At 65.2% G+C, this 19,449-nt stretch carries 14 protein-coding genes; 8 read left to right on the forward strand and 6 right to left on the reverse strand.

All coding sequences use genetic code 11. From position 1 onward, the window contains the following. Window positions 1-109: 109 nt before the first annotated feature. The 4 genes from glnX to G6N43_RS29620 all read left to right on the forward strand — a co-directional run bounded on the left by glnX (window position 110) and on the right by G6N43_RS29620 (window position 5,227). The gene (gene glnX / locus G6N43_RS29605) at window positions 110-1,429 is read left to right on the forward strand and encodes a protein kinase G-activating protein GlnX (RefSeq protein ID WP_083156826.1); all 1,320 of its coding nucleotides are present in this window, start codon (window positions 110-112) and stop codon (window positions 1,427-1,429) included. Beyond that, window positions 1,429-2,388 (forward strand): glutamate ABC transporter substrate-binding protein, encoded by a 960-nt coding sequence (locus tag G6N43_RS29610; protein ID WP_083156827.1) that lies wholly within the window; start codon window positions 1,429-1,431, stop codon window positions 2,386-2,388. Before glnX ends, G6N43_RS29610 begins: the two co-directional genes overlap by 1 nt. Further along, complete coding sequence (locus G6N43_RS29615; protein WP_083156828.1) at window positions 2,388-4,658, forward strand: serine/threonine-protein kinase PknG; 2,271 nt, start codon at window positions 2,388-2,390, stop codon at window positions 4,656-4,658. Before G6N43_RS29610 ends, G6N43_RS29615 begins: the two co-directional genes overlap by 1 nt. Before the next feature lie 167 nt (window positions 4,659-4,825). Continuing rightward, entirely contained in the window at window positions 4,826-5,227 is a 402-nt protein-coding gene (locus G6N43_RS29620; RefSeq protein ID WP_083156829.1) for an STAS domain-containing protein, read from the forward strand. On the opposite strand, the gene G6N43_RS29625 is transcribed toward G6N43_RS29620, so the two are convergent. Then, window positions 5,211-6,347 carry an acetate kinase gene (locus G6N43_RS29625; RefSeq protein ID WP_083156830.1) on the reverse strand — a complete coding sequence of 379 codons (1,137 nt, stop codon included), beginning with the start codon at window positions 6,345-6,347 and terminating at the stop codon, window positions 5,211-5,213. The genes G6N43_RS29620 and G6N43_RS29625 overlap by 17 nt on opposite strands. Next, window positions 6,344-8,416: a phosphate acetyltransferase gene (gene pta / locus G6N43_RS29630; RefSeq protein WP_083156831.1), complete on the reverse strand. Its 2,073-nt coding sequence runs from the start codon at window positions 8,414-8,416 to the stop codon at window positions 6,344-6,346. The genes G6N43_RS29625 and pta overlap by 4 nt, the downstream gene beginning before the upstream one ends. 297 nt (window positions 8,417-8,713) lie before the next feature. Between pta and G6N43_RS29635 the strand changes: the two genes are divergently transcribed. From G6N43_RS29635 to G6N43_RS29650, 4 genes are read left to right on the forward strand one after another with little or no spacing between them, the layout of a single operon-like run. Beyond that, window positions 8,714-10,186 (forward strand): hypothetical protein, encoded by a 1,473-nt coding sequence (locus G6N43_RS29635; RefSeq protein ID WP_133056583.1) that lies wholly within the window; start codon window positions 8,714-8,716, stop codon window positions 10,184-10,186. A gap of 31 nt (window positions 10,187-10,217) precedes the next feature. Beyond that, the gene (locus G6N43_RS29640; RefSeq protein ID WP_083156872.1) at window positions 10,218-11,603 is read left to right on the forward strand and encodes a glycosyltransferase family 2 protein; all 1,386 of its coding nucleotides are present in this window, start codon (window positions 10,218-10,220) and stop codon (window positions 11,601-11,603) included. Then, window positions 11,603-13,588, forward strand: a complete 1,986-nt coding sequence (locus tag G6N43_RS29645) for a hypothetical protein (RefSeq protein WP_163657907.1) — start codon at window positions 11,603-11,605, stop codon at window positions 13,586-13,588. The genes G6N43_RS29640 and G6N43_RS29645 overlap by 1 nt, the downstream gene beginning before the upstream one ends. Before the next feature lie 4 nt (window positions 13,589-13,592). Continuing rightward, window positions 13,593-15,257, forward strand: a complete 1,665-nt coding sequence (locus G6N43_RS29650; RefSeq protein ID WP_083156835.1) for an ArnT family glycosyltransferase — start codon at window positions 13,593-13,595, stop codon at window positions 15,255-15,257. On the opposite strand, the gene G6N43_RS29655 is transcribed toward G6N43_RS29650, so the two are convergent. The 4 genes from G6N43_RS29655 to G6N43_RS29670 all read right to left on the reverse strand — a co-directional run bounded on the left by G6N43_RS29655 (window position 15,242) and on the right by G6N43_RS29670 (window position 19,386). Next, window positions 15,242-16,225 carry an endonuclease/exonuclease/phosphatase family protein gene (locus G6N43_RS29655; RefSeq protein WP_083156836.1) on the reverse strand — a complete coding sequence of 328 codons (984 nt, stop codon included), beginning with the start codon at window positions 16,223-16,225 and terminating at the stop codon, window positions 15,242-15,244. The genes G6N43_RS29650 and G6N43_RS29655 overlap by 16 nt on opposite strands. A gap of 37 nt (window positions 16,226-16,262) precedes the next feature. Continuing rightward, entirely contained in the window at window positions 16,263-17,228 is a 966-nt protein-coding gene (locus tag G6N43_RS29660; RefSeq protein WP_083156837.1) for an NAD-dependent epimerase/dehydratase family protein, read from the reverse strand. Between the two features lie 189 nt (window positions 17,229-17,417). Continuing rightward, window positions 17,418-18,524 (reverse strand): glycosyltransferase, encoded by a 1,107-nt coding sequence (locus tag G6N43_RS29665; protein WP_308206528.1) that lies wholly within the window; start codon window positions 18,522-18,524, stop codon window positions 17,418-17,420. A 97-nt stretch (window positions 18,525-18,621) separates the two neighbouring features. Beyond that, a complete protein-coding gene (locus tag G6N43_RS29670) occupies window positions 18,622-19,386 on the reverse strand; it encodes a PIG-L family deacetylase (protein ID WP_234810269.1) in 765 nt (254 codons plus the stop codon). Window positions 19,387-19,449: the final 63 nt, after the last annotated feature.

A 19,449-nucleotide genomic window follows, 5' to 3' on the forward strand; every position in this document is an offset into this window, starting at 1 on the left:
ACGAGCGTGTTCGATGAAGCTCTTAGGATTTTTTTATAGAGTGGAAAGCGGTCAGGAACGATAGCCAGAAGAGCATCAGCCGGATAGAAAAATTGGAGTCCGTGCACTTGTGACTGTGGAGCTGGCGCACCCGTCGACCGAGCCACTCGCGTCACGGTCGCCCACAACACCAGCGCACCCACGCTGGTGGTTCCTCTGGACTACCCCTGGACGGATCCTGAGCATCGGCGTCGTCCTGTCCGCCCTCGTGATCGCGAGCGCGTTTGCCACCTCGACCACCATCAACGACCGGCAAGAGGCGCTGACCACCGTTCTAAACCACACCGAACCGTTGGCGTTCGCCGCCGGACAGCTCTACACCACGCTGTCGGTGGCCGATGCCGCCGCGGCGACGGCGTTCATCGCCGGCGCCGAACCGCGCGATGTCCGGCAGCGCTACGAGCAGGCGATCACCGATGCCTCGGTGGCCGTCACGCGGGCCTCGAGCGGGCTCACCGACGAGCAGCTGGTGCAATTGCTCGGCCGGGTCAACGCCGAACTGTCGGTGTACACCGGGCTGGTCGAGACGGCGCGCACGAACAACCGCGCCGGAAATCCGGTCGGCTCCTCATACCTGTCCGAGGCGTCGGCGTTGATGCAGGCCCGGATCCTGCCCGAGGCGCAGCGGCTCTACGAGGAGACGTCGGCCCGGGTGGACAAGGAGACCACTGCGTCGACACGGATTCCGGGCCCGGTGATCCTCATCGTGCTCGCCACGCTGCTGTTCGGCCTCTTCGCCAATCGGTGGCTGGCCCGGCGGACCAGGCGGCGGATCAACATCGGTTTCATCGCGGGCGGGCTCGCGGTGCTGATCATGCTGGTGTGGGTGGGTACCGCGCTGATCATCTCCACCGCCGACAGTCGCAACGCGAAAGACACTGCGGCCGAATCCCTCAAGACCGTCACCAACCTTGCGATCACCGCACAGCAGGCCCGCGCCGACGAGACGCTGTCGCTGATTCGCCGCGGCGACGAGGATGTCCGTAAGCAGTCCTACTACCAGCGCATCGACGAGATGCAGCAGCAGCTGGCGGACTACCTCGCCCGCGAGGACGTGATCGACAAGACCGACCTCGCCGACGCCGAACAACTGCTCAAGCGCTGGCGCGCGGCCGACGACCGGATCAACGCCTACATCGCGGTCGGTAACTACCAGGCCGCGACCCAGGTGGCGCTCGGCACCGGCGAAGACGACTCGACGCCCGCGTTCAACAAGCTCGACGACGCGCTCGGCAAGGGCATCGAGGAAAGCCGCAGTCAGCTGCGCAGCGACATCATCAACGCCCACCGAGTGCTCTCCGGCGCTACCGTCGGTACGGCGGTGCTGTCCGTCGTGGCCGCGTTGGCGGTGGCGTTGGGACTGTGGCCGAGACTGAGTGAGTACCGGTGATGACGAAGAAGCTCGTTGCCATCGTCGCCGCGGCGGCGGTGGTGGCGGGTTGTGCGCAGGCGTCGTCGGTGGCGCAGCTGCCCGGCGTCACACTGGCCCCGCCGACACCGGCGGGCATGGAGGAGATGCCGCCCGAGCCGGTGCGGGTGCCCACGACCGCCGACGAGTGCGATCGCACCGCGAGCCTGCGGCCGTTCACGAACCGGGCCGACGCGGACGCCGCGGTGGAGAACATCCGCAGCCGCGGACGGTTGATCGTCGGACTCGACATCGGCAGCAACCTGTTCTCCTTCCGCGACCCGATCACGGGTGAAATCACGGGTTTCGACGTCGACATCGCCGGGGAGATCGCACGCGACATCTTCGGCACCCCGTCACAGGTGGAGTACCGCATCCTGTCGTCGGCCGACCGGATCGCCGGGCTACAGAACAACCAGGTGGACGTCGTCGTCAAGACGATGACGATCACGTGCGAGCGCAAGAAGCTGGTCAACTTCTCCACGGTCTACTTCAACGCCAACCAGCGGATCCTGGCGCCACGCGACTCGGCGATCTCGGAGCCGTCGGACCTGTCCGGTAAGCGGGTGTGCGTCGCGAAGGGCACGACGTCGATGCGGCGGATCCAGGAGATCACTCCGCCACCGATCATCGTCGGCGTCGTCGCCTGGGCGGACTGCCTGGTCGCGGTGCAGCAGCGGCAGGCCGACGCGGTCAGCACCGACGACTCCATCCTGGCCGGGCTCGTGGCGCAGGATCCGTACCTGCACATCGTCGGGCCCAGCCTCAACGAGGAGCCCTACGGCATCGGCATCAACCTGCAGAACACCGGGCTGGTGCGCTTCGTCAACGGCACCCTCGAGCGAATCCGGCGCGACGGCACGTGGAATACGTTGTACCGCAAGTGGTTAACGGTGCTCGGACCCGCGCCGGCACCACCAGTGGCAAGGTATTCGGGCTGATGGCCGAACCACAGTCTGAGGAATTCGACGAGGCCGGACCGGGAACCCAACCGGCCACCCTCGACGAGATGGAGGACAGCGCCGCCACCCTGCGACCGATGGCGACCCAGGCGGTCTTCCGTCCGCACTTCGACGATGACTCCGAGGGCTTGTCCGTCGGCACCGGCGACACCGAACCGCATGACCACACGACCGTGACGCGGGCGCTGTCGCGGACACGCCGTCTCGGCGGCGGCCTCGTGGAGATCCCTCGCGTGCAGGCGAAGGATCCGCTCGAGGCGTTGATGAGCAATCCGGTGGTCGCCGAGTCGAAGCGGTTCTGCTGGAACTGTGGCCGCCCCGTCGGCCGCTCCACCGAGGACGGTGAGGCGCTGTCCGAGGGCTGGTGCCCGCACTGCGGAAGCGCGTATTCCTTTCTGCCGCAGCTGAGCCCGGGCGACATGGTGGCCGACCAGTACGAGATCAAGGGGTGCATCGCCCACGGCGGACTCGGCTGGGTGTACATGGCGCTCGACCACAACGTCAACGAACGACCGGTCGTGCTCAAGGGTTTGGTGCACTCCGGTGATGCCGAGGCGCAGAAGATCGCGATGCAGGAACGCCGGTTCCTCGCCGAGGTCACCCATCCGGGGATCGTGAAGATCTACAACTTCGTCGAGCACGCGGACAAGCACGGCAACCCGGTCGGCTACATCGTGATGGAGTACGTCGGCGGCACGTCGCTCAAGCAGGCCAAGGGCGAGAAGGTGCCGGTCGCCCAGGCCATCGGCTACATGCTCGAAATCCTGCCCGCCCTGGGCTATCTGCACTCGATCGGGCTTGCGTACAACGACCTGAAACCCGAGAACATCATGATCACCGAGGAGCAGCTCAAGCTGATCGACCTCGGTGCGGTGTCCACCATCAACTCGTTCGGGTACCTCTACGGCACTCCCGGCTACCAGGCCCCGGAGATCGTGCGCACCGGGCCGACGGTCGCGACCGACATCTACACCGTCGGCCGCACCCTGGCGGGGCTGACGCTGAACATGCGCACCCGCAAGGGCCGATACATCGACGGCCTGCCAGAGGACGATCCGGTGCTCGCGGAATACGACTCGTACGCGAGGCTGTTGCGCCGCGCGATCGATCCGGATCCGCGCAGGAGATTCGCCAGCGCAGAGGAGATGACGAGTCAGCTGCTCGGCGTCCTGCGCGAGGTCGTCGCCAAGGACACCGGGGTTCCCCGGCCCGGTCTTTCGACGGTGTTCTCCCCTTCGCGTTCGACGTTCGGCGTTGACCTGCTGCTCGCGCACACCGACGTCTACCTCGACGGCCAGGTGCACTCGGAGCGCTTGACCGCGCAGGAGATCGTCAAGGCCCTGCCGGTACCCCTGCTCGACCCGACCGATGTCGGCGCGACGGTGTTGTCGGCGACCGTGCTGTCGCAGCCCGTGCAGACGCTGGATTCGTTGCGCGCCATACGACATGGTGCGCTTGATACGGAGGGCATCGACCTGTCGGAGTCGATCGACCTGCCGCTGATGGAGGTACGCGCGCTGCTGGACCTCGGCGACGTCGCCAAGGCCACCCGCAAGCTCGACGATCTGGCGGAGCGCGTCGGCTGGCGCTGGCGACTGGTGTGGTTCCGCGCCGTGGCGGCGCTGCTGACTGCCGACTACGACTCCGCCACAAAGTATTTCACCGAGGTGCTCGATACCCTGCCGGGTGAGCTGGCGCCCAAACTCGCGCTGGCCGCCACTGCGGAACTCGCGGGTGCCGAGGTCGACGAAGGTCCGCAGCGCAAGTTCTACGACACCGTGTGGTCCACCGACAACGGCGTCATCTCGGCCGGGTTCGGCCTGGCGCGCTCGGAGTCGGCGGCAGGCGACCGTGACGCCGCCGTCCGGACCCTGGACCAGGTGCCCGTGATGTCACGGCACTTCACCACCGCGCGACTGACCAGCGCCGTGACGCTGCTGTCCGGGCGCTCGACCAACGAGATCACCGAACAACACATCCGCGACGCGGCCCGTCGCGTCGAGGCGTTGCCCGACACCGAGCCGCGGGTGCTGCAGATCCGCGCGCTGGTCCTCGGCACCGCGATGGACTGGCTGGCGGACAACACAGCGAGCACCAACCACATCCTCGGCTTCCCGTTCACCGAGCACGGGCTTCAGCTCGGCGTCGAGGCGTCGCTGCGCGCCCTTGCGCGCGTCGCGCCCACCCAGGCGCACCGCTACGCGCTGGTCGATCTGGCCAACAGCGTGCGCCCGACTTCCACGTTCTGAGACGTTTGCTACGAAATCCGTCGCCCTTCGACGTGTCCCCCGGCCGTCGGAGGCAAATTCCCTCATCAACCTGCCATAGTCAAGGCACGGAATTCGTAGTAGCGTGCAGGCCAGGTTGAGTTTCCAGCCTAACTGGTGAGCGAATCAGTTCGACTGAGGAGCCGATCATGAGCACAAGCACCTCCCGGGTATTCCGGCCGGACCCCGAGTCAATCGGCAGGCGCGAGGTGCACCACCGCGCGATCTTCACCGCCCACTTTGACGCACCGTCGACGGTCACCGTCACTGTCGAGGGTGAGGTGGACGCGTCGAACAGCCGGGAGCTCGCCAACTACGTCCAACGTCATATCGCGGGTGCCACGCACCTCGTCGTCGACCTGCGGTTGGTCGACTTTCTGGGCACCGCCGGATTCGCGGCGCTGCACAACATCAACGTGATCTGCTGTGGTGCCGACGCCACCTGGGTGTTGCAGGCAGGACGGCAGGTGCGCCGGTTGCTCGAGATCTGCGATCCCGAAGGAGTGCTACCGCTCGAGCGGTCGCTGTCACTGCTCAACTCCGGTTCGTAAGCAGCGACACGCAGGCTCGGGCGATCGCCAGTTCTTCGTCGGTGGGAATCACCAGCACCGTGGTGGCCGAATCGTCCGTCGAAATCCGGCGCGCCTCCCTGCGGGGGTCGGCGTTGAGTTGTTCGTCGAGTTCGACACCCAATGCGGTCATGCCGCTCAGTGCGTCGCGCCGGACGGCGGCGTCGTTCTCGCCGACACCCGCGGTGAAGGTGATGACGTCGGCGGTGCCCAGCACGGCGAGGTAGGCGCCGATGTACTTGCGCAGCCGGTGGATGTACACGTCGTAGGCCAATTGTGCTGCCGCATCACCTGATGCGATCTGCCGATGGACCACGCGGAAGTCGATGTGGCCGCCGAGACCCAGCATCCCGGAGCGCCGGTTGAGCATCGACTCGATGTCGTCGACGCTCATCTTCGCGGTGCGCCACAGATAGGCGTAGATCCCGGGGTCGAGGTCGCCCGAGCGCGTGCCCATCACCAGGCCCTCCATCGGCGTCAGACCCATCGATGTCTCCACCGGCCGGCCGCCGACGATCACCGATGCCGATGCGCCGTTGCCGAGGTGCAGCACGATCTGGCGTAGCGAATCCAGTGGGGCGCCAAGGAATTCGGCCGCCTGCTCGCTGACGTACTGGTGCGAGGTGCCGTGGAAGCCGTACCGCCGAATGCCCCACTTGGCGGCGAGATCACGGTCGATCGCATAGGTCGCCGCCGCCGGCGGCAGGTCATGGAAGAAGGCGGTGTCGAACACGGCGATGTGCGGCAGGTCGGGAAGTGCGCGGCGCGCGACCTCGATGCCGAGCAGCGCGGGCGGATTGTGCAGCGGCGCAAGCGGAGATAGCTCGTCGATCCTGGCTACCACGGCGTCATCCACGAGCGTGGGCTCGTACAGGTCCGGCCCGCCGTGCACCACCCGGTGCCCCACCGCGACCAGTCCGGTCATGTCGTCGTCCAGCTCGTCGAAGGCGGCCTGCAGTGCGGCGGCGTGATCGGGGACTCCCCCGTCCTCTTCTCCGATGCGCTCGACGATGCCGTCGGCGATGGTGTCGCCCGAATCCGCATCGACGACCGCGTATTTCAACGACGAGGACCCGGAGTTGACGACCAGCACGCGGTTCATAGGGCCTGCGCCTGGATCGCGGTGATGGCAACGGTGTTCACGATGTCCTCGACCAATGCACCCCTCGACAGATCGTTCACTGGTTTCCTCAGGCCCTGCAGGACCGGTCCGATCGCGATCGCGCCCGCGCTTCGCTGCACCGCCTTGTAGGTGTTGTTGCCCGTGTTGAGGTCGGGGAAGATCAACACGGTCGCACGCCCGGCGACCTTGGAGTCGGGCATCTTCGTCTTGGCCACCGACGGTTCGACCGCGGCGTCGTACTGGATCGGCCCGTCGACCAACAGGTCGGGTTCCCGCTGGCGTACGAGTTCCGTTGCGGTCCTGACCTTGTCGACATCCGCGCCGGTTCCGCTGGTGCCGGTCGAATACGACAGCATGGCGACGCGCGGGTCGATGCCAAACCTGGCTGCGGTGCGTGCCGAGGAGATCGCGATGTCGGCGAGCTGTTCGGCCGTCGGATCCGGCACGATCGCGCAGTCGCCGTAGGCGAGTACGCGGTCCGACAGGCACATCAGGAAGATGCTCGACACCGTCGATACGTCGGGCAGCGTCTTGATGATCTCGAACGCGGGCCGCACGGTGTGGGCGGTGGTGTGCCTGGCGCCCGACACCATGCCGTCCACCATGTCGTTGTGCACCAACATGGTGCCGAAGTACGACACGTCGTGGATGATCTCGCGGGCCTGCTCGACCGTCACCCCCTTGCGCTTTCGGAGTTCTGCGTACTGTTCGGCGAACTGGTCACAGAGCTCGCTGGTCTGCGGGTTGAGTACCGTTGCCGACGACAGGTCGAGGCCGAGTTCGGCTGCGCGCGCCCGGATCCGGGCTTCCTCGCCGAGGATGGTCAGATCGGCGACGCCGCGCGCAAGCAGGCGGCCCGCCGCGGTGAGGATGCGATCGTCGTCGCCCTCCGGCAGCACAATGTGCTTGCGGTCCGAGCGCGCCCAGTCCAGCAGCTGGTAGGTGAACATCTGCGGGGTCACCACCGACGGAATCGCAATGCTCAACTGCGCCAGTAGATCCGCGGTGTCGACGTACTCCTCCATCAGCGCGAGCGCGGTGTCGATCTTGCGCAGCGAGGTGGCCGTGACCCGGCCCCGCGTCGCCGCCACCCGGCTGGCCGTCTCGAAGGTGCCGAACCTCGTCGCGATGATCGGCACTCGCAGGTCCAGCCCGGACACCAGCGATGCGATCGACGGGTGCAGCTCCAGTCCGCCATTGAGGATGAGGCAGCTCAGCGACGGAAAGCCCGCTGCGGCATGGGCACTCACGACGGCGAGGACGACGTCGGAGCGGTCGCCGGCCGTGATGACGGCCACGCCTTCCTTGAGCCGCTCGAGCACGTGCTCGGCGGTCATGCCCGCCACCAGCACATGCATCGCCTCGCGTGACAGCAGCGCGGGATCGCCCGCGATCACGGTGCCCTCGACGGCTACCTGTAGCTCGGCGACCGACGGGGCGACCAACAGCGGTTCCTCGGGTAGCACGTAGCACTTCGGGCCGAACGGCTCGAGCGCCGCCGCGACGGCTGCCATCGCGCTCGGGTCGCAGCGGTTGGCCACCACCGCCGCGGTGTGCGCGTGCTGGGCACGGATCTCGGCCAGACAGACGTCGGTGATCTGCGCGACCTGCTCGGGGCTGCGGTCCTTGGCTTTCACCGCCAGGACGACGGGTGCACCGAGATTGGCCGCGATGCGCGCGTTGGTCGACAGCTCGCTGGGTGCGGCGACGTCGGTGTAGTCGCTGCCGACGATGAGGACCGCGTCGCACTGGTCGGCCACCCGGTGGTAGCGGTCGACGATGTCACCGATGGCGGAGTCGGGGTCTTCGTGCAGCTGCTGGTAACTGACTCCGACGCACTCCTCATAGGACAGCCCCGCTGTCGCCTGGGAGAGCAGGAGCTCGAGGATGTAGTCGCGCTCCTCGCCGAGGCGGGTGATCGGCCGGAACACGCCGACCTTTGCCACCGTCGCCGCCAATCGATGCAGAATTCCCAGCGCGATCGTCGACTTACCCGTGTCGCCCTCGGGTGAAGCGATGTAGATCCCGGAATTCGGCTTGGCGGGCACGTGTCGAGCCTAGGACACGCTCGGTCATCGGCCGGTTGGACTGCACTGAGCGCCAATGTCGTTTACGATCTTGATCGCGTACGGCCTCGGGGGCCGGGTGACACGCCTAGCACGCTGCGGTTTATCCGCTGCGAGGCTCCGAGTAATCAATGCACATGTGATATTGGTCATACGCCACGCCAAGTTCCGGAATTTGCTGGTACTGTTCTTGGAAGCTTAAAGCCGTTATCAGCGATCTTGTTGCTGCGGCAAATAGCGTAACTGACTGCCCGTCGGGGGGCTGTTCAAAGGTGAATCTTGGAAACGACGCTCGCCGCTTCCGTGCGCCCGTTTGTTCTGGTTGATGAGCCACCACCACCCCCGTCGATACCCCTCACGCAGCGATACTGGCCCCGCCTCGCGTTCGTCGGCGCCCTGGCGTTCGGGGCCTATGCCTTCGCGATCGCAGAGGTGATCGGCCACGCATTGACGGGTTCGCGGGCGATACTCCTGGTTGTCCTGCCCATCCACATGGCCGTCATCGCCACCGGATACCGGCAACCACCGCGGGGCATTAGCGATGGTGAGTCGGACTGGATAGTCGCCGTCCTGGTCGGGATCCTCGGCTTCACCGGACTTCACCTGTTACAGCATCGGACGCCGACCTTGGCGACGCTGTGGCAGCTGAACCTGTTCGGCGTCATCCTCTGGACCGCGTGCCTGTTCGCGATCATGCTCGGAGTTCGGTACGTCGTGCAGATGTGGCAGATGTGGCTGTTCGCGTTGTGCTGCGTCAGCCCGCTGCCGTTTCTCATGACGGCGGCCGCCTTCGGCGGGTCCGATACCACGATCGCATTGCTGACAGCCGTTGTCGGGGCCGTCGCCGTGTTTCTCGCCGGGCGCCGCGCACCGCTCGGCCACCGCACGTTGGCCACCCTCGTATGCCTGGCCACCGCGGTCGCGCTGACACTGATGCTGGGCGATCACCTCAGCCTCGCCGCCACGGTCGTGCTCGTCGCGGGCATCGTGCCCGTCATCGTCACGGTGGTGATGTTGTTGCGGGCCGGCGCAAACCACGAGACCACCATGACAACCACCCGGCCCAACCTGCCGCGCCGCTCACCGCTGTCGCTGGTGCCGCTGGTGCTGATGGCCGTGGCGCTGCTGGTGGTCAATCCGCCACACGCGCGGGGCATGGACGCCACGCAAGCCGCGGCTGATTGGGTGCAACGCGCCGGACTCGGTGCGCCGGAGACGTTCCCGTTCATCACGAGGTTCGCCGGCCATGACGCCACACTGGTCCGCTATACCGTGCCCGCGGCGGCCGGCATGCCGGCGGCAGCCGTCGATGTCCTCACCGCCCGGCAGCCCTCGACGCTCCGGGATCTCGACCACATGGTCTGGTATCCGAGCAGCAGACCACTCGAATACCAGTCGGCGACAGGCGAAGCGATGCCCGCCGGTGCGCGCATCATCCACAGCAACGCCGATGCCACGACCGACGCCAACGCGGTCGACTGGTACGCCGTCACCTGGCTGTGGGATACCGGCACCGCTCATCAACGTGTCACCGTCATCGTCAATCAGGCACCTAACACCGATGCACCTCCGCCGACCCCGCAAGAGCTGTCGTTTCTCGACATGTCACTGAAACCGGCGCTGTGGTTGGCCCGCCAGCAGCCCGACGGCACCGGTCAGGTGGACCCCCTCGTCGTCGAACGCGCGGACCAGGTCATCGAACTGTTGAAGAACTCGTCCGGCCCCGAACCCCCATCAGACACCGGTGTCTGAGACGTCCGAAGCGGTTGTGCTGCCGGCGCACATGTCGGCACGCACACTGCTCGGGCGCACCTCGCTGATCATCCTCGCCATCCTGGCGGCGGTGCTCATCACCGTCATCATCTTCTGGCCGCACGACATACCCCCGCTGATCACCGGGTCGATCGCGCTGCTGTATCTCTGCTCGACGATCGACCGCAACTATCTCGTGCTCAGGGGTCTGAAGTCCTCGGCCCTGATCCGCGTCAGCGACGACGAGGCGAGGATGCTGACCGACGGGGAACTGCCGGTCTACACCGTCCTGCTGCCCGTCTACGACGAACCGGCCATCGTCTCCAATCTCATCAATGGCGTGGGCAAGCTCGACTACCCGAGCGACAAGCTCGAGATCCTGCTGCTGGTGGAAGAGGACGATATCGCCACGCAGAACGCACTTTTCGATGCGGACCTGCGTTCCGTGCGGATCGTCCTGGTGCCCCACAGCCTGCCCAAGACGAAGCCCAAGGCGTGCAACTACGGTATGTCTCTGCCCGATCTGCGGGGCGAGCTGGTGACGATCTACGACGCCGAGGACATTCCCGACCCCCTGCAGCTGCGACGCGCGGTCGTCGCTTTCCGCCGCACCCCACCCGACGTGGGCTGCCTGCAGGCGCGGCTCGCGTACTTCAACGAGCGCCAGAACCTGCTCACCCGGTGGTTTTCGCTGGAGTATGACCAGTGGTTCGGAGTCGTGTTGCCCGCCGTCGACGAGCTGCGGTGCGTGGTGCCGCTGGGCGGAACGTCCAACCACATGTCGACCAGGGTGTGGCGCGAGATCGGTGGCTGGGACGAGTTCAACGTCACCGAGGATGCCGACCTGGGTGTTCGCCTGGCCCGACACGGCTACCGGACACTCATTCTCGACTCGATCACGTTGGAGGAAGCCAACTCTGACGTGGTCAACTGGATCAGGCAGCGGTCCCGTTGGTACAAGGGTTACCTGCAGACCATGATGGTCCACCTGCGGACACCGGCCGACCTGCGAAAGACAGTCGGTACCAAGGCGACGCTGCGGCTGGTCAACATGACCGGCGGAGTGCCACTGACCGCCGCCATCAACCTGGTCTTCTGGTTCATCATGGTGGTGTGGGTGCTCGGCAGGCCCCAATTCGTGACCGAGCTCTTCCCGCCGATCACCTATTACATCTGCCTGGCGCTGTTCATCGTCGGCGCACCGCTTTCGGTCTTCGTCGGGCTGATCGCCACCCAGGCACTCGGCAAGCCCTACCTGTGGTGGGCCGCGCTCCTGGCGCCCATGTATTGGGTGCTGCAGTCGATTGCCGCGTTGAAAGCCCTGTACCAGTTCGTTTTCCGGCCGTTCTTCTGGGAGAAGACGGTGCATGGTCTCACCCACCAGGCAGCCTCGACCCCAACCTCTGGAGGAAACTGATGCACGCGATCGCGCGGACGCTGATCGTGGCGGTTGTCGCCGCCGGCGCAGTCGTCGGCCAGACGGTGATCGCGGGCGGACCTGTCGTGTCGGCACAGCCGGACATAGTCGAACCGGTCGAACCGGTCGAACCGGTCGAACCAGTCGAACCAGTCGAAGTGGTCGAACCAGTCGAACCGAACGTGACGCCGGCGATCAGCTGGACACAGTTGGGCCTGCCAGAGCGGATGGACCTGATCGGTGCGAACCAGAAGTTCGACACATCGATTCCCGTGCCGGAAGGTATCGGCCCCGCGCTGCTGACCGGCGAGATCGGATCGGTCGTCAACGTGATCGACGGCCGCGTCGACGTCATGGATTCCCGCGGCATCGTGCTCGGCAGCATCGGCGTGCCTGTCGGCGTCTCCACGGCGCCGTTCGTGGTCGACATCACCGCCGCACAGGTGACCGAGGGCCGAGCACCGCTGAGTTTTATTCTGCGCGATAACAACCCGCCGTCGAACAGCTGCTCGGTGCCGCCCTCGCTCACCCTGAGCCAGCTCATGACCACGTACTCGGGCCCACCCCCGGACCCCACCACCGTCGCCGGATTCCTGCCCGGCTACCTCGACCAGATCCTGATCAACGTCGGTCCCCACCCGAGCGGCAGCCAGCAGCAGGCCGCTCTCAATCTGGTGTCCGCCCTGACTCGCGTCTACCGTCCGATGCCCGTGCGGATCACGGTCACCACCACCGAGTTCCCACCGTTGGCGGGCAGCCCGCTGACGCGCGTGATCGACATGCGCGACGGGGAACAGGCGGGCATCGCGGTCGAGAACCCGGGCACCCCCAACGCCGTGTTGGCGATCACCGGCACCGGTGACGAACTGATGCAGCAGGTGGACCTGCTCACCGACCGACGCATCGGACTGGCGCAAACCGATTCTGCGGTGGTGCTTTCCGCCCGCACCGATGTGGCTCAGTCGACCAACATCAAGACATTCGGCCAGCTCGGCATGACGGGTTCGACGTCGGTTCTCGGGACCAGCACGCTCTACGCGGGATTCGATGTCAGCGAGTTCGGGGTCGGGTCCATCAGTAACGCCACCATTCACCTGAAGGCGAAGTACACCCCCATCAGCGGCGGCGAGGGATCGATTCTCATCCGTTCGGGTTCCACCGTGGTCGCCACCCACACCCTGGACAACTCCGGCGTCCTCGACCTCACCGGTGAGATTCCGCCGGAGTCGATCACCTCGAATATCGGTATGGCGATGGAACTTCGGTACGTGCCACGCCAGGAATGCGCACCGATGAACGACCGGATGACGTTCGCACTCGACCCCGCATCGACGGTGGCCGTCAGCCCCGGCACACACAACCGGGGCGGGTTCCCCATTCTGCCGATGGCGTTCACCCCGGAGTTCGACGTCGCGATCGACAGCCCCGAGCACCTACCGCACGCCGCACAGGCGATCAACCTGATGGGACAGCACACCGGGGTGATGCTTCGGCCACGGCTCACCGCCTTCTCGGCCGCCGCCGCATCGAGCACCCCGCTGCTCGCCGTCACCAGCAGCGACGAACTGGCCAAGGCGAACATGAAAGCGCCGCTGCTACCCGGCGGTCCGAACACGGTCGAGGTCACCGGAGCCACGTCCACCGACGTCGACCTGAAGGGCGCGCTGGGTGTCGTGCAGGCATTCACCGACAAGGACCGCACTGTGCTGGCCGTGTCCGGCAGCGGCGACTGGTCGTTGGTCGACGCCAGCTTCGAATACATCCGTTCGTTGCCGAACCGGTGGGCCTCGCTGACCGGAGACGTCGTCGCAACCGGCGCGGCCTACGAGACGGTGAACCTCACCGTTCGCGAAGGCGGGGGCCTCGTCAACGAGTACCCAGGCGACCCGTGGAAGTGGTGGGCCTGGGCGACGATCGGATTGGGCGGCTGCGCGGTGCTCGCTGCGGCCATATGGGTGGTTGTCCGGCGACGTGCCAGGAGCTGACACCATGACGGCACCGGCAAGGCGTTGGGGCATCGCGCTTTTCGCGGTCCTCACCGCGTTCTACTTCGCCGTCGGTGCGGTGCTCATTCTGCGGTACAACATGTTCGACCCGGATGCGCCGAGCCGGGTGGCCAACGCCGGATATGTGGTGATGAGTCGCCACCCCCACCTCTCCGCTATCGGATTCGTCTGGAACCCGCTGCCCAGCCTTGTCGAAGTGCCCGTACTGCAGCTCAGCCACTGGTGGCCGGAGCTGAAGACGCACGGGCTCGCCGGAGTGGCGCAGAGCGCCCTGTTCATGGCGGGTGCGGCGGTGATGGTTCGGCGGATCGCGCTGGACCGCGGCGTCGGCGACGTATGGCGCTGGCTCGCAGTGGCGTGCTTCGCGCTGCAGCCCATGATCATCATCTACGGCGCCTCCGGGATGAGCGAAGCCGCGCAGGTGTTCTGCGTGCTGTGGTGTGCCCGTCACTTGATGCAGTGGGTGAGCAAGCGGCGGGTGGGCGATCTCGGTTGGGCGGGAGTCGCTTTGGGCGTCGGCTACCTGGCTCGGTACGAGATCGTCGCCGCCGCCTGCGGCGCCGCCCTTTTGGTCGCCGTGATCGCCTTCCGCCGTTCCGAACGCGGCAACCGGCTCAACTCCGCGGTTCTCGCCGTGATCATCGTGCTGTTCCCCCTCGCGGCGGCACTCGCGATATGGGCGTTCACCGGGTGGGTGGTCTCCGGTGAGGCGTTCGCGACGCTGACGTCGCAGTACGGCAACGGAAGTCAGGTGGCCGCCGCCGCCGAACGCGCGGGCCCGCATATGAAGGCCGCCTCCGACGACTGGGTCGTTATCTCCGCCCGAATACTGGGGATGCAGCCGTTCGTCGGGCTGGCATCTGCGGGCGCGGTGGTGCTCGCAGTACTGTGCAGGAAAGCCGATGCGCTGGTCCCCGTCTTCACGTTCGGCCCGATCCTGGCCTTCGCGGCGTGGAGCCAATACTCGTCGACCACGTTCGGCTGGTTCCGTTTCTATCTGCTCGCCGTCCCGCTGGTGGTGTGCATCGCGTTGGCGTCCTGGGAGCCCGTTGCCTCTGCCGCGCGGGCTGCGCGCGCGTGGTGGCGGGCGGACAGCATCCCGAGCCGAGTGGGTGCGGGACTGCTGTGCGCGTCCCTGACGGTTGGACTGCCCGTGACGGTGCTGGCGATGTCGAACGAGCGGATCGGCAACCAGCAGTTGCAGTATGGGTTGAAGTCGCTCATCTATCCCGAGGACTATCCGCCCACCGAACAGTGGTACCGACGGCTGATGGTCAACGACCGCTCGTTGGCGCAATACTTCGATCGTAAGCACCTGCCTGAGGGGTCCGTCCTGATGGACACCTTCAACACGTGGGGTGTCTGGCTGGCGTCGAAGAACCCGAAACAGTTCGTCATCACAAGCGATTACGACTTCACCGCGGTGATGAACCGGCCGTGGGACTTCGGCGTGCAGTACATCGTCGCGAGCAATCCGGCGATCTCCCAAGCGGACGCGTTGAACATCCGCTATCCGTCGCTGTGGGCGGACGGTGCCGGCCTCGGCACACTGGTGCACTCCGTCTACGGCGCTACGGGCGACGAACGGTTCCGCATCTACCGCACCACGGGGCGTCCGGCCCCGCCGAGTGCTCAGACCACCGGATAACTCGCGGTCGGATCCACCGGGACGTCGATGACCGTTGCCAACCCGCGATGGTCGGAGCCGGGCAGTGCGACGGTCCGCACCGAGGACGCGGAGCAGTTGTGGACGAGCACGTGGTCGATGCCGATCACCGGCCTGCGCCAGGGCTTGCTCGGGTAGGTCCGGGTCAGGCCCGCGCCGGCCTGTTCACCGGCGTCGCGGTAACCCTCGGCGAGCAGCTTGCGGAACGGCTGCATGTCGAGCGTCGAGTTGAAATCACCGGCCACGATAACCGCACCCGAGCCGGCCTCGCGGGACAGCTCACGCAACGTGACCGGGAAGTTGGCGACGTCGTCGCGGAAGTAGTGCAGCGACTGAACCCACGGCGCGGCCAGGTGCACCGACAGGACAGTCGTCGGGAACATCACCCCCGGCACCTGGATTCGCGCTCGCAGCATCGGCATCACATAGGCGTCGATGCGCGCGGAGTCGATGATCGGATACCTGCTCCACACCCCGACCCCGGAACTCCGCGCTGCGGGGTTGAGCGCGCGATACGGAAAAATCGCGTCCAGTCCCGCCCCGGACAACCCCGTTGCGGCCTCCGGCGTCAGCTCCTGGATCACCAGCACGTCGGCCGTCGTGCCGGCTAGTTCGGTGACGGCACGCGGATCCGCGTGTCCCCGGCCAAGATTCGCCGTCACCACCCTGACGGCGACACTCGGCACGCCCACTTTCTCGGGTCCGATGAAGCGCGGCAGCTGAACGGCGATCATCACCACGCACAGCAGGGCGGCAACGATCGTCAGCACCCAGCGCCGCGATACGACGAACATGAACAGCGCGATCAGACTCGCGACTGTGAGGTACGGCGCCGCCGCGGCGACGACGAGCACGACCTCGTTCGTCACGGGCAGATAGCGGGCCACCAATCCCGCGGCACCGACCGCCAACGCGACCAGACCGAGCGCGGTCGCGAACAGCCGAATCATCTTGTGTTGAGGTCGCGGCGCAGCTGGCGCCCGATCCTCATTGAGGCAGCCCCCCGCCGCATTCCCGTCGCCAATCGGCAAACGCCTCGGATAACGAATACTGTTGGACGAAGCCGATATCGGCCAACCGGTCCGAGCTGATGTTGGTATCGAGATGCAGTTTCTGGATGCGCCGCGGATGAATGCCGAAACGTTCGCCCCGCGGATCGATCAGCCCGAAGGGCGTCGCCGCCGCTAGAGCGAGGCGATAAGGAACGGTCGGCGGTCGTCGGTTCCAGCCCCACGCCCGGTTGATGGCATCGACGATCTCTCGGATCGTGGTCGGCTGTGGGTACACGGCGTGGTAAGTGTCGTGCGGCCCGTCGTCATCGATGAGCTGGACCAGCAGCCGCAACATGTCCTTGAGGTAGATACAACTCTTCACCGTGTCCTGACGACCGATGTAGGCGAAGCGCCGTCTACTCAGGCCATGGATCAAACGCCGCATGTTGCCCTGATCGCCGGGGCCGAAAACCACGCCGGGGCGGACGATGCGCAGACGGCGCCCTGGCCCGGCAACCTGCCACGCTCGGAGGATTTCCTCCGCCTGCACCTTGCTGCAACCGTATGCCGTATCGGCATCGAGGAAGTCGTCCTCGGCTCGTCTCCAGGGACCAGGGGCGAAGGCCATCATCGAACTCGTGAAGACGATGTTCTGCACACCCGCCCGTTCGGCCGCCCGGCAGAGGCGGCGGGTGCCCTCTGCGTTGTTCGCGAAATAATCCCGCCAGGGACTGCCAGGTTCCTTGGAGACGGCGGCGAGGTGGATGATCGTCGACGGGCACGGTCGAGGTAGGTCGTCTTCCCGCAGGACTGTCAGGTCGAGACGCAGCGCATCGGGGGCCGGCTCAGCGACGCGGTCGAGGCCAATGACCGGACGGCCGATTTCGCGAAGGTGCGTCGTCAGGGCGGTGCCGATGAATCCTGCACTGCCCGTGACCATGACCCCATCGTCGACCTTCATCACGGCACCAACCCTCCGCGCACATCTGTGAAAGACCTTTCAGCTACTGGTATCGAGGGCATCTTCACGAGGGGCGGGAAGGCGACGGACACGTGACCAGCGGCGGGTGAAATACTGTTCAACACCCTAATCTCTTTGTCCTCCAATGCCACTCGATGAAGGGCAGGGTATCACCGCGCTACCCCACCTCTAACGGCGGACAAGCTCGCGGAGAGCACGGTCGTAGTCGGCGCAGACCTGTGCCCATGAGTAATGCTGTTTGGCTCGCTCGACATTCGCCTGACCGGCGTCCTCACGCTCCTCGACACTGGTTTCCATCAACCCCAGTATCGACTTTGCGATCGCGTCCGAATCCGGCGTCACGAAATTGCCTGCGGGCCCGAGAACCTCGCGGTTATAGATCGTGTCTCTCGCCACGATCGGCGCCCCAGCCGCCATCGCTTGAATCAGTGCAGGATTGGTGCCCCCGACACTGTGGCCATGGAAATACACGCCAGCATGCTGCCAAAGCGAAAGGAGCAGACCGTCGTTACTCACATGGCCAAGCCACGAGACTGACGGATGGTCTGCCGCAAGGATGGAGGCGGCTTCGTCCAACTCCCCTCCATATCCAGAACTTCCGACTATCACCACAGGGTGACGGGCAGCAATGGCAGGAACCGCCTCGAAGAACTCCGGCACACTGTTTTCGGCGACAAATCTCGCGACCAGCAGCACATAACCTCGATGTGCCAAACCTTCGGGTAGAGGCAGCGGGGGCGGTACTTCGCCACCATACGGAATATATGTGCCCGCCACTCCGAACGTTTGGGACCAGTAGGCTTCGATGGCGTGCGAATCGAAGACGAGGCCGCTCGCGAACCGCGCAGTGAATTCTGCGCCGATACGAAAAACGCGTTGCGCCAGTCGGCTCCATTTGCCTCTTTCCCACTCGATTCCGTCCACGTTCACCAGTGTCGGAATACGGCGGGCCTTGAGTAGAGGCAGGAAGTAGCCATTCGCGACATTCATCACAAGGGCGACATCCGGCCGGCGTACGGCAGCATCAAGAGTCGATGTCATTCCGTACGAGAGCGTGCTCAAACTCCTGGTTTCAAGTCCACGGGTTACCCGGGTGGTAACAGCTCTTTCGATACTTTCGTCGTCGGGACGTGTGGTCCCACGTCGCCCGTACACCGTGACGTCCCAGCCGCTATTTACCAAGTAGGGCGCAATCTTGCGGACTGCCGTCTCGAAACCCCCGTAATAACTCGGGTAACCACGTGTTCCGATGACTGCTACTGACGGCATCAGCATCCCCTGTATGGCTTCTGGGCCAACGAGATGCCGCCGGCTCGCAGATGTGGGTATCTAATCACACTGTCGCGGTTGTTCTTGAGCGCATGCAGCGAATCTATTTGTATGCCTTCTTGATTACAGATTTCACTGACTCGGGGACGAGGTTCTTTACCACCTTTTTGACCGGGCTCACGTAGTGACTTCGGCTGATGAGGTTGAGGGGCACGGCGGCCGACGCCTTCGGATTGCGGTCACCGGCCCGACCCACGGGATAGAACAGCTCAAATTCCGGCCATTCGAAATCATCGTCGAATGTCCAACAGTCATGGTCCATATACAAGGTCTTCAATTGAAGAGCCAACGTTTTGTCAGTCTCGCGCACTAATGGGGCGCCCTTCACCAGATGCAGGCTGCGCCTCATCAGCTCAGTACTTCTATCGCTGACATATCCGTCGACAAGGAGATCGAATCCGATTCGTTCCTGTAGCCGCTGGAGCACTCTGAATACCTGGACATGTTCTTCATGACCGTATTCACCCCACGGGTTGTGCGTGAAAACAAGACTTTCGGATGCCAATTCCGGCTCCAACATGCGAAACAGTTCGTCCGCATTCTTCTCGTATGCCGCGGCTGCGGGTCCGCGTAGTCGCAGTCCACTGTCAACCTCTTGTGGTTGATTCCAGTTGGCCGCGTCGAATCCGCCGGACAGTGTGACTTTCAAGAACTTCGCTTTGGCAAGCGGGTACGTATCCATCAATCGAGCGCGTCCGCTGTCCCAACTCTGTTTGGACCCCGCTGATACGCCGTAGCAGACGATGACGCGCTTACACAGGCCGAGGATCGAGCTGAACCAGAGAATCTCGTCGTCGGGATGAGCCACCACCAAGATGGCATTCTCTATCTCTATGATCCGAGACCTCACAGAATTACCAGGGTGCAGAAC

Origin of the sequence: Mycolicibacterium moriokaense (assembly GCF_010726085.1) — a bacterium.
In the GTDB taxonomy this organism is placed as follows: Bacteria; Actinomycetota; Actinomycetes; order Mycobacteriales; family Mycobacteriaceae; genus Mycobacterium; species Mycobacterium moriokaense.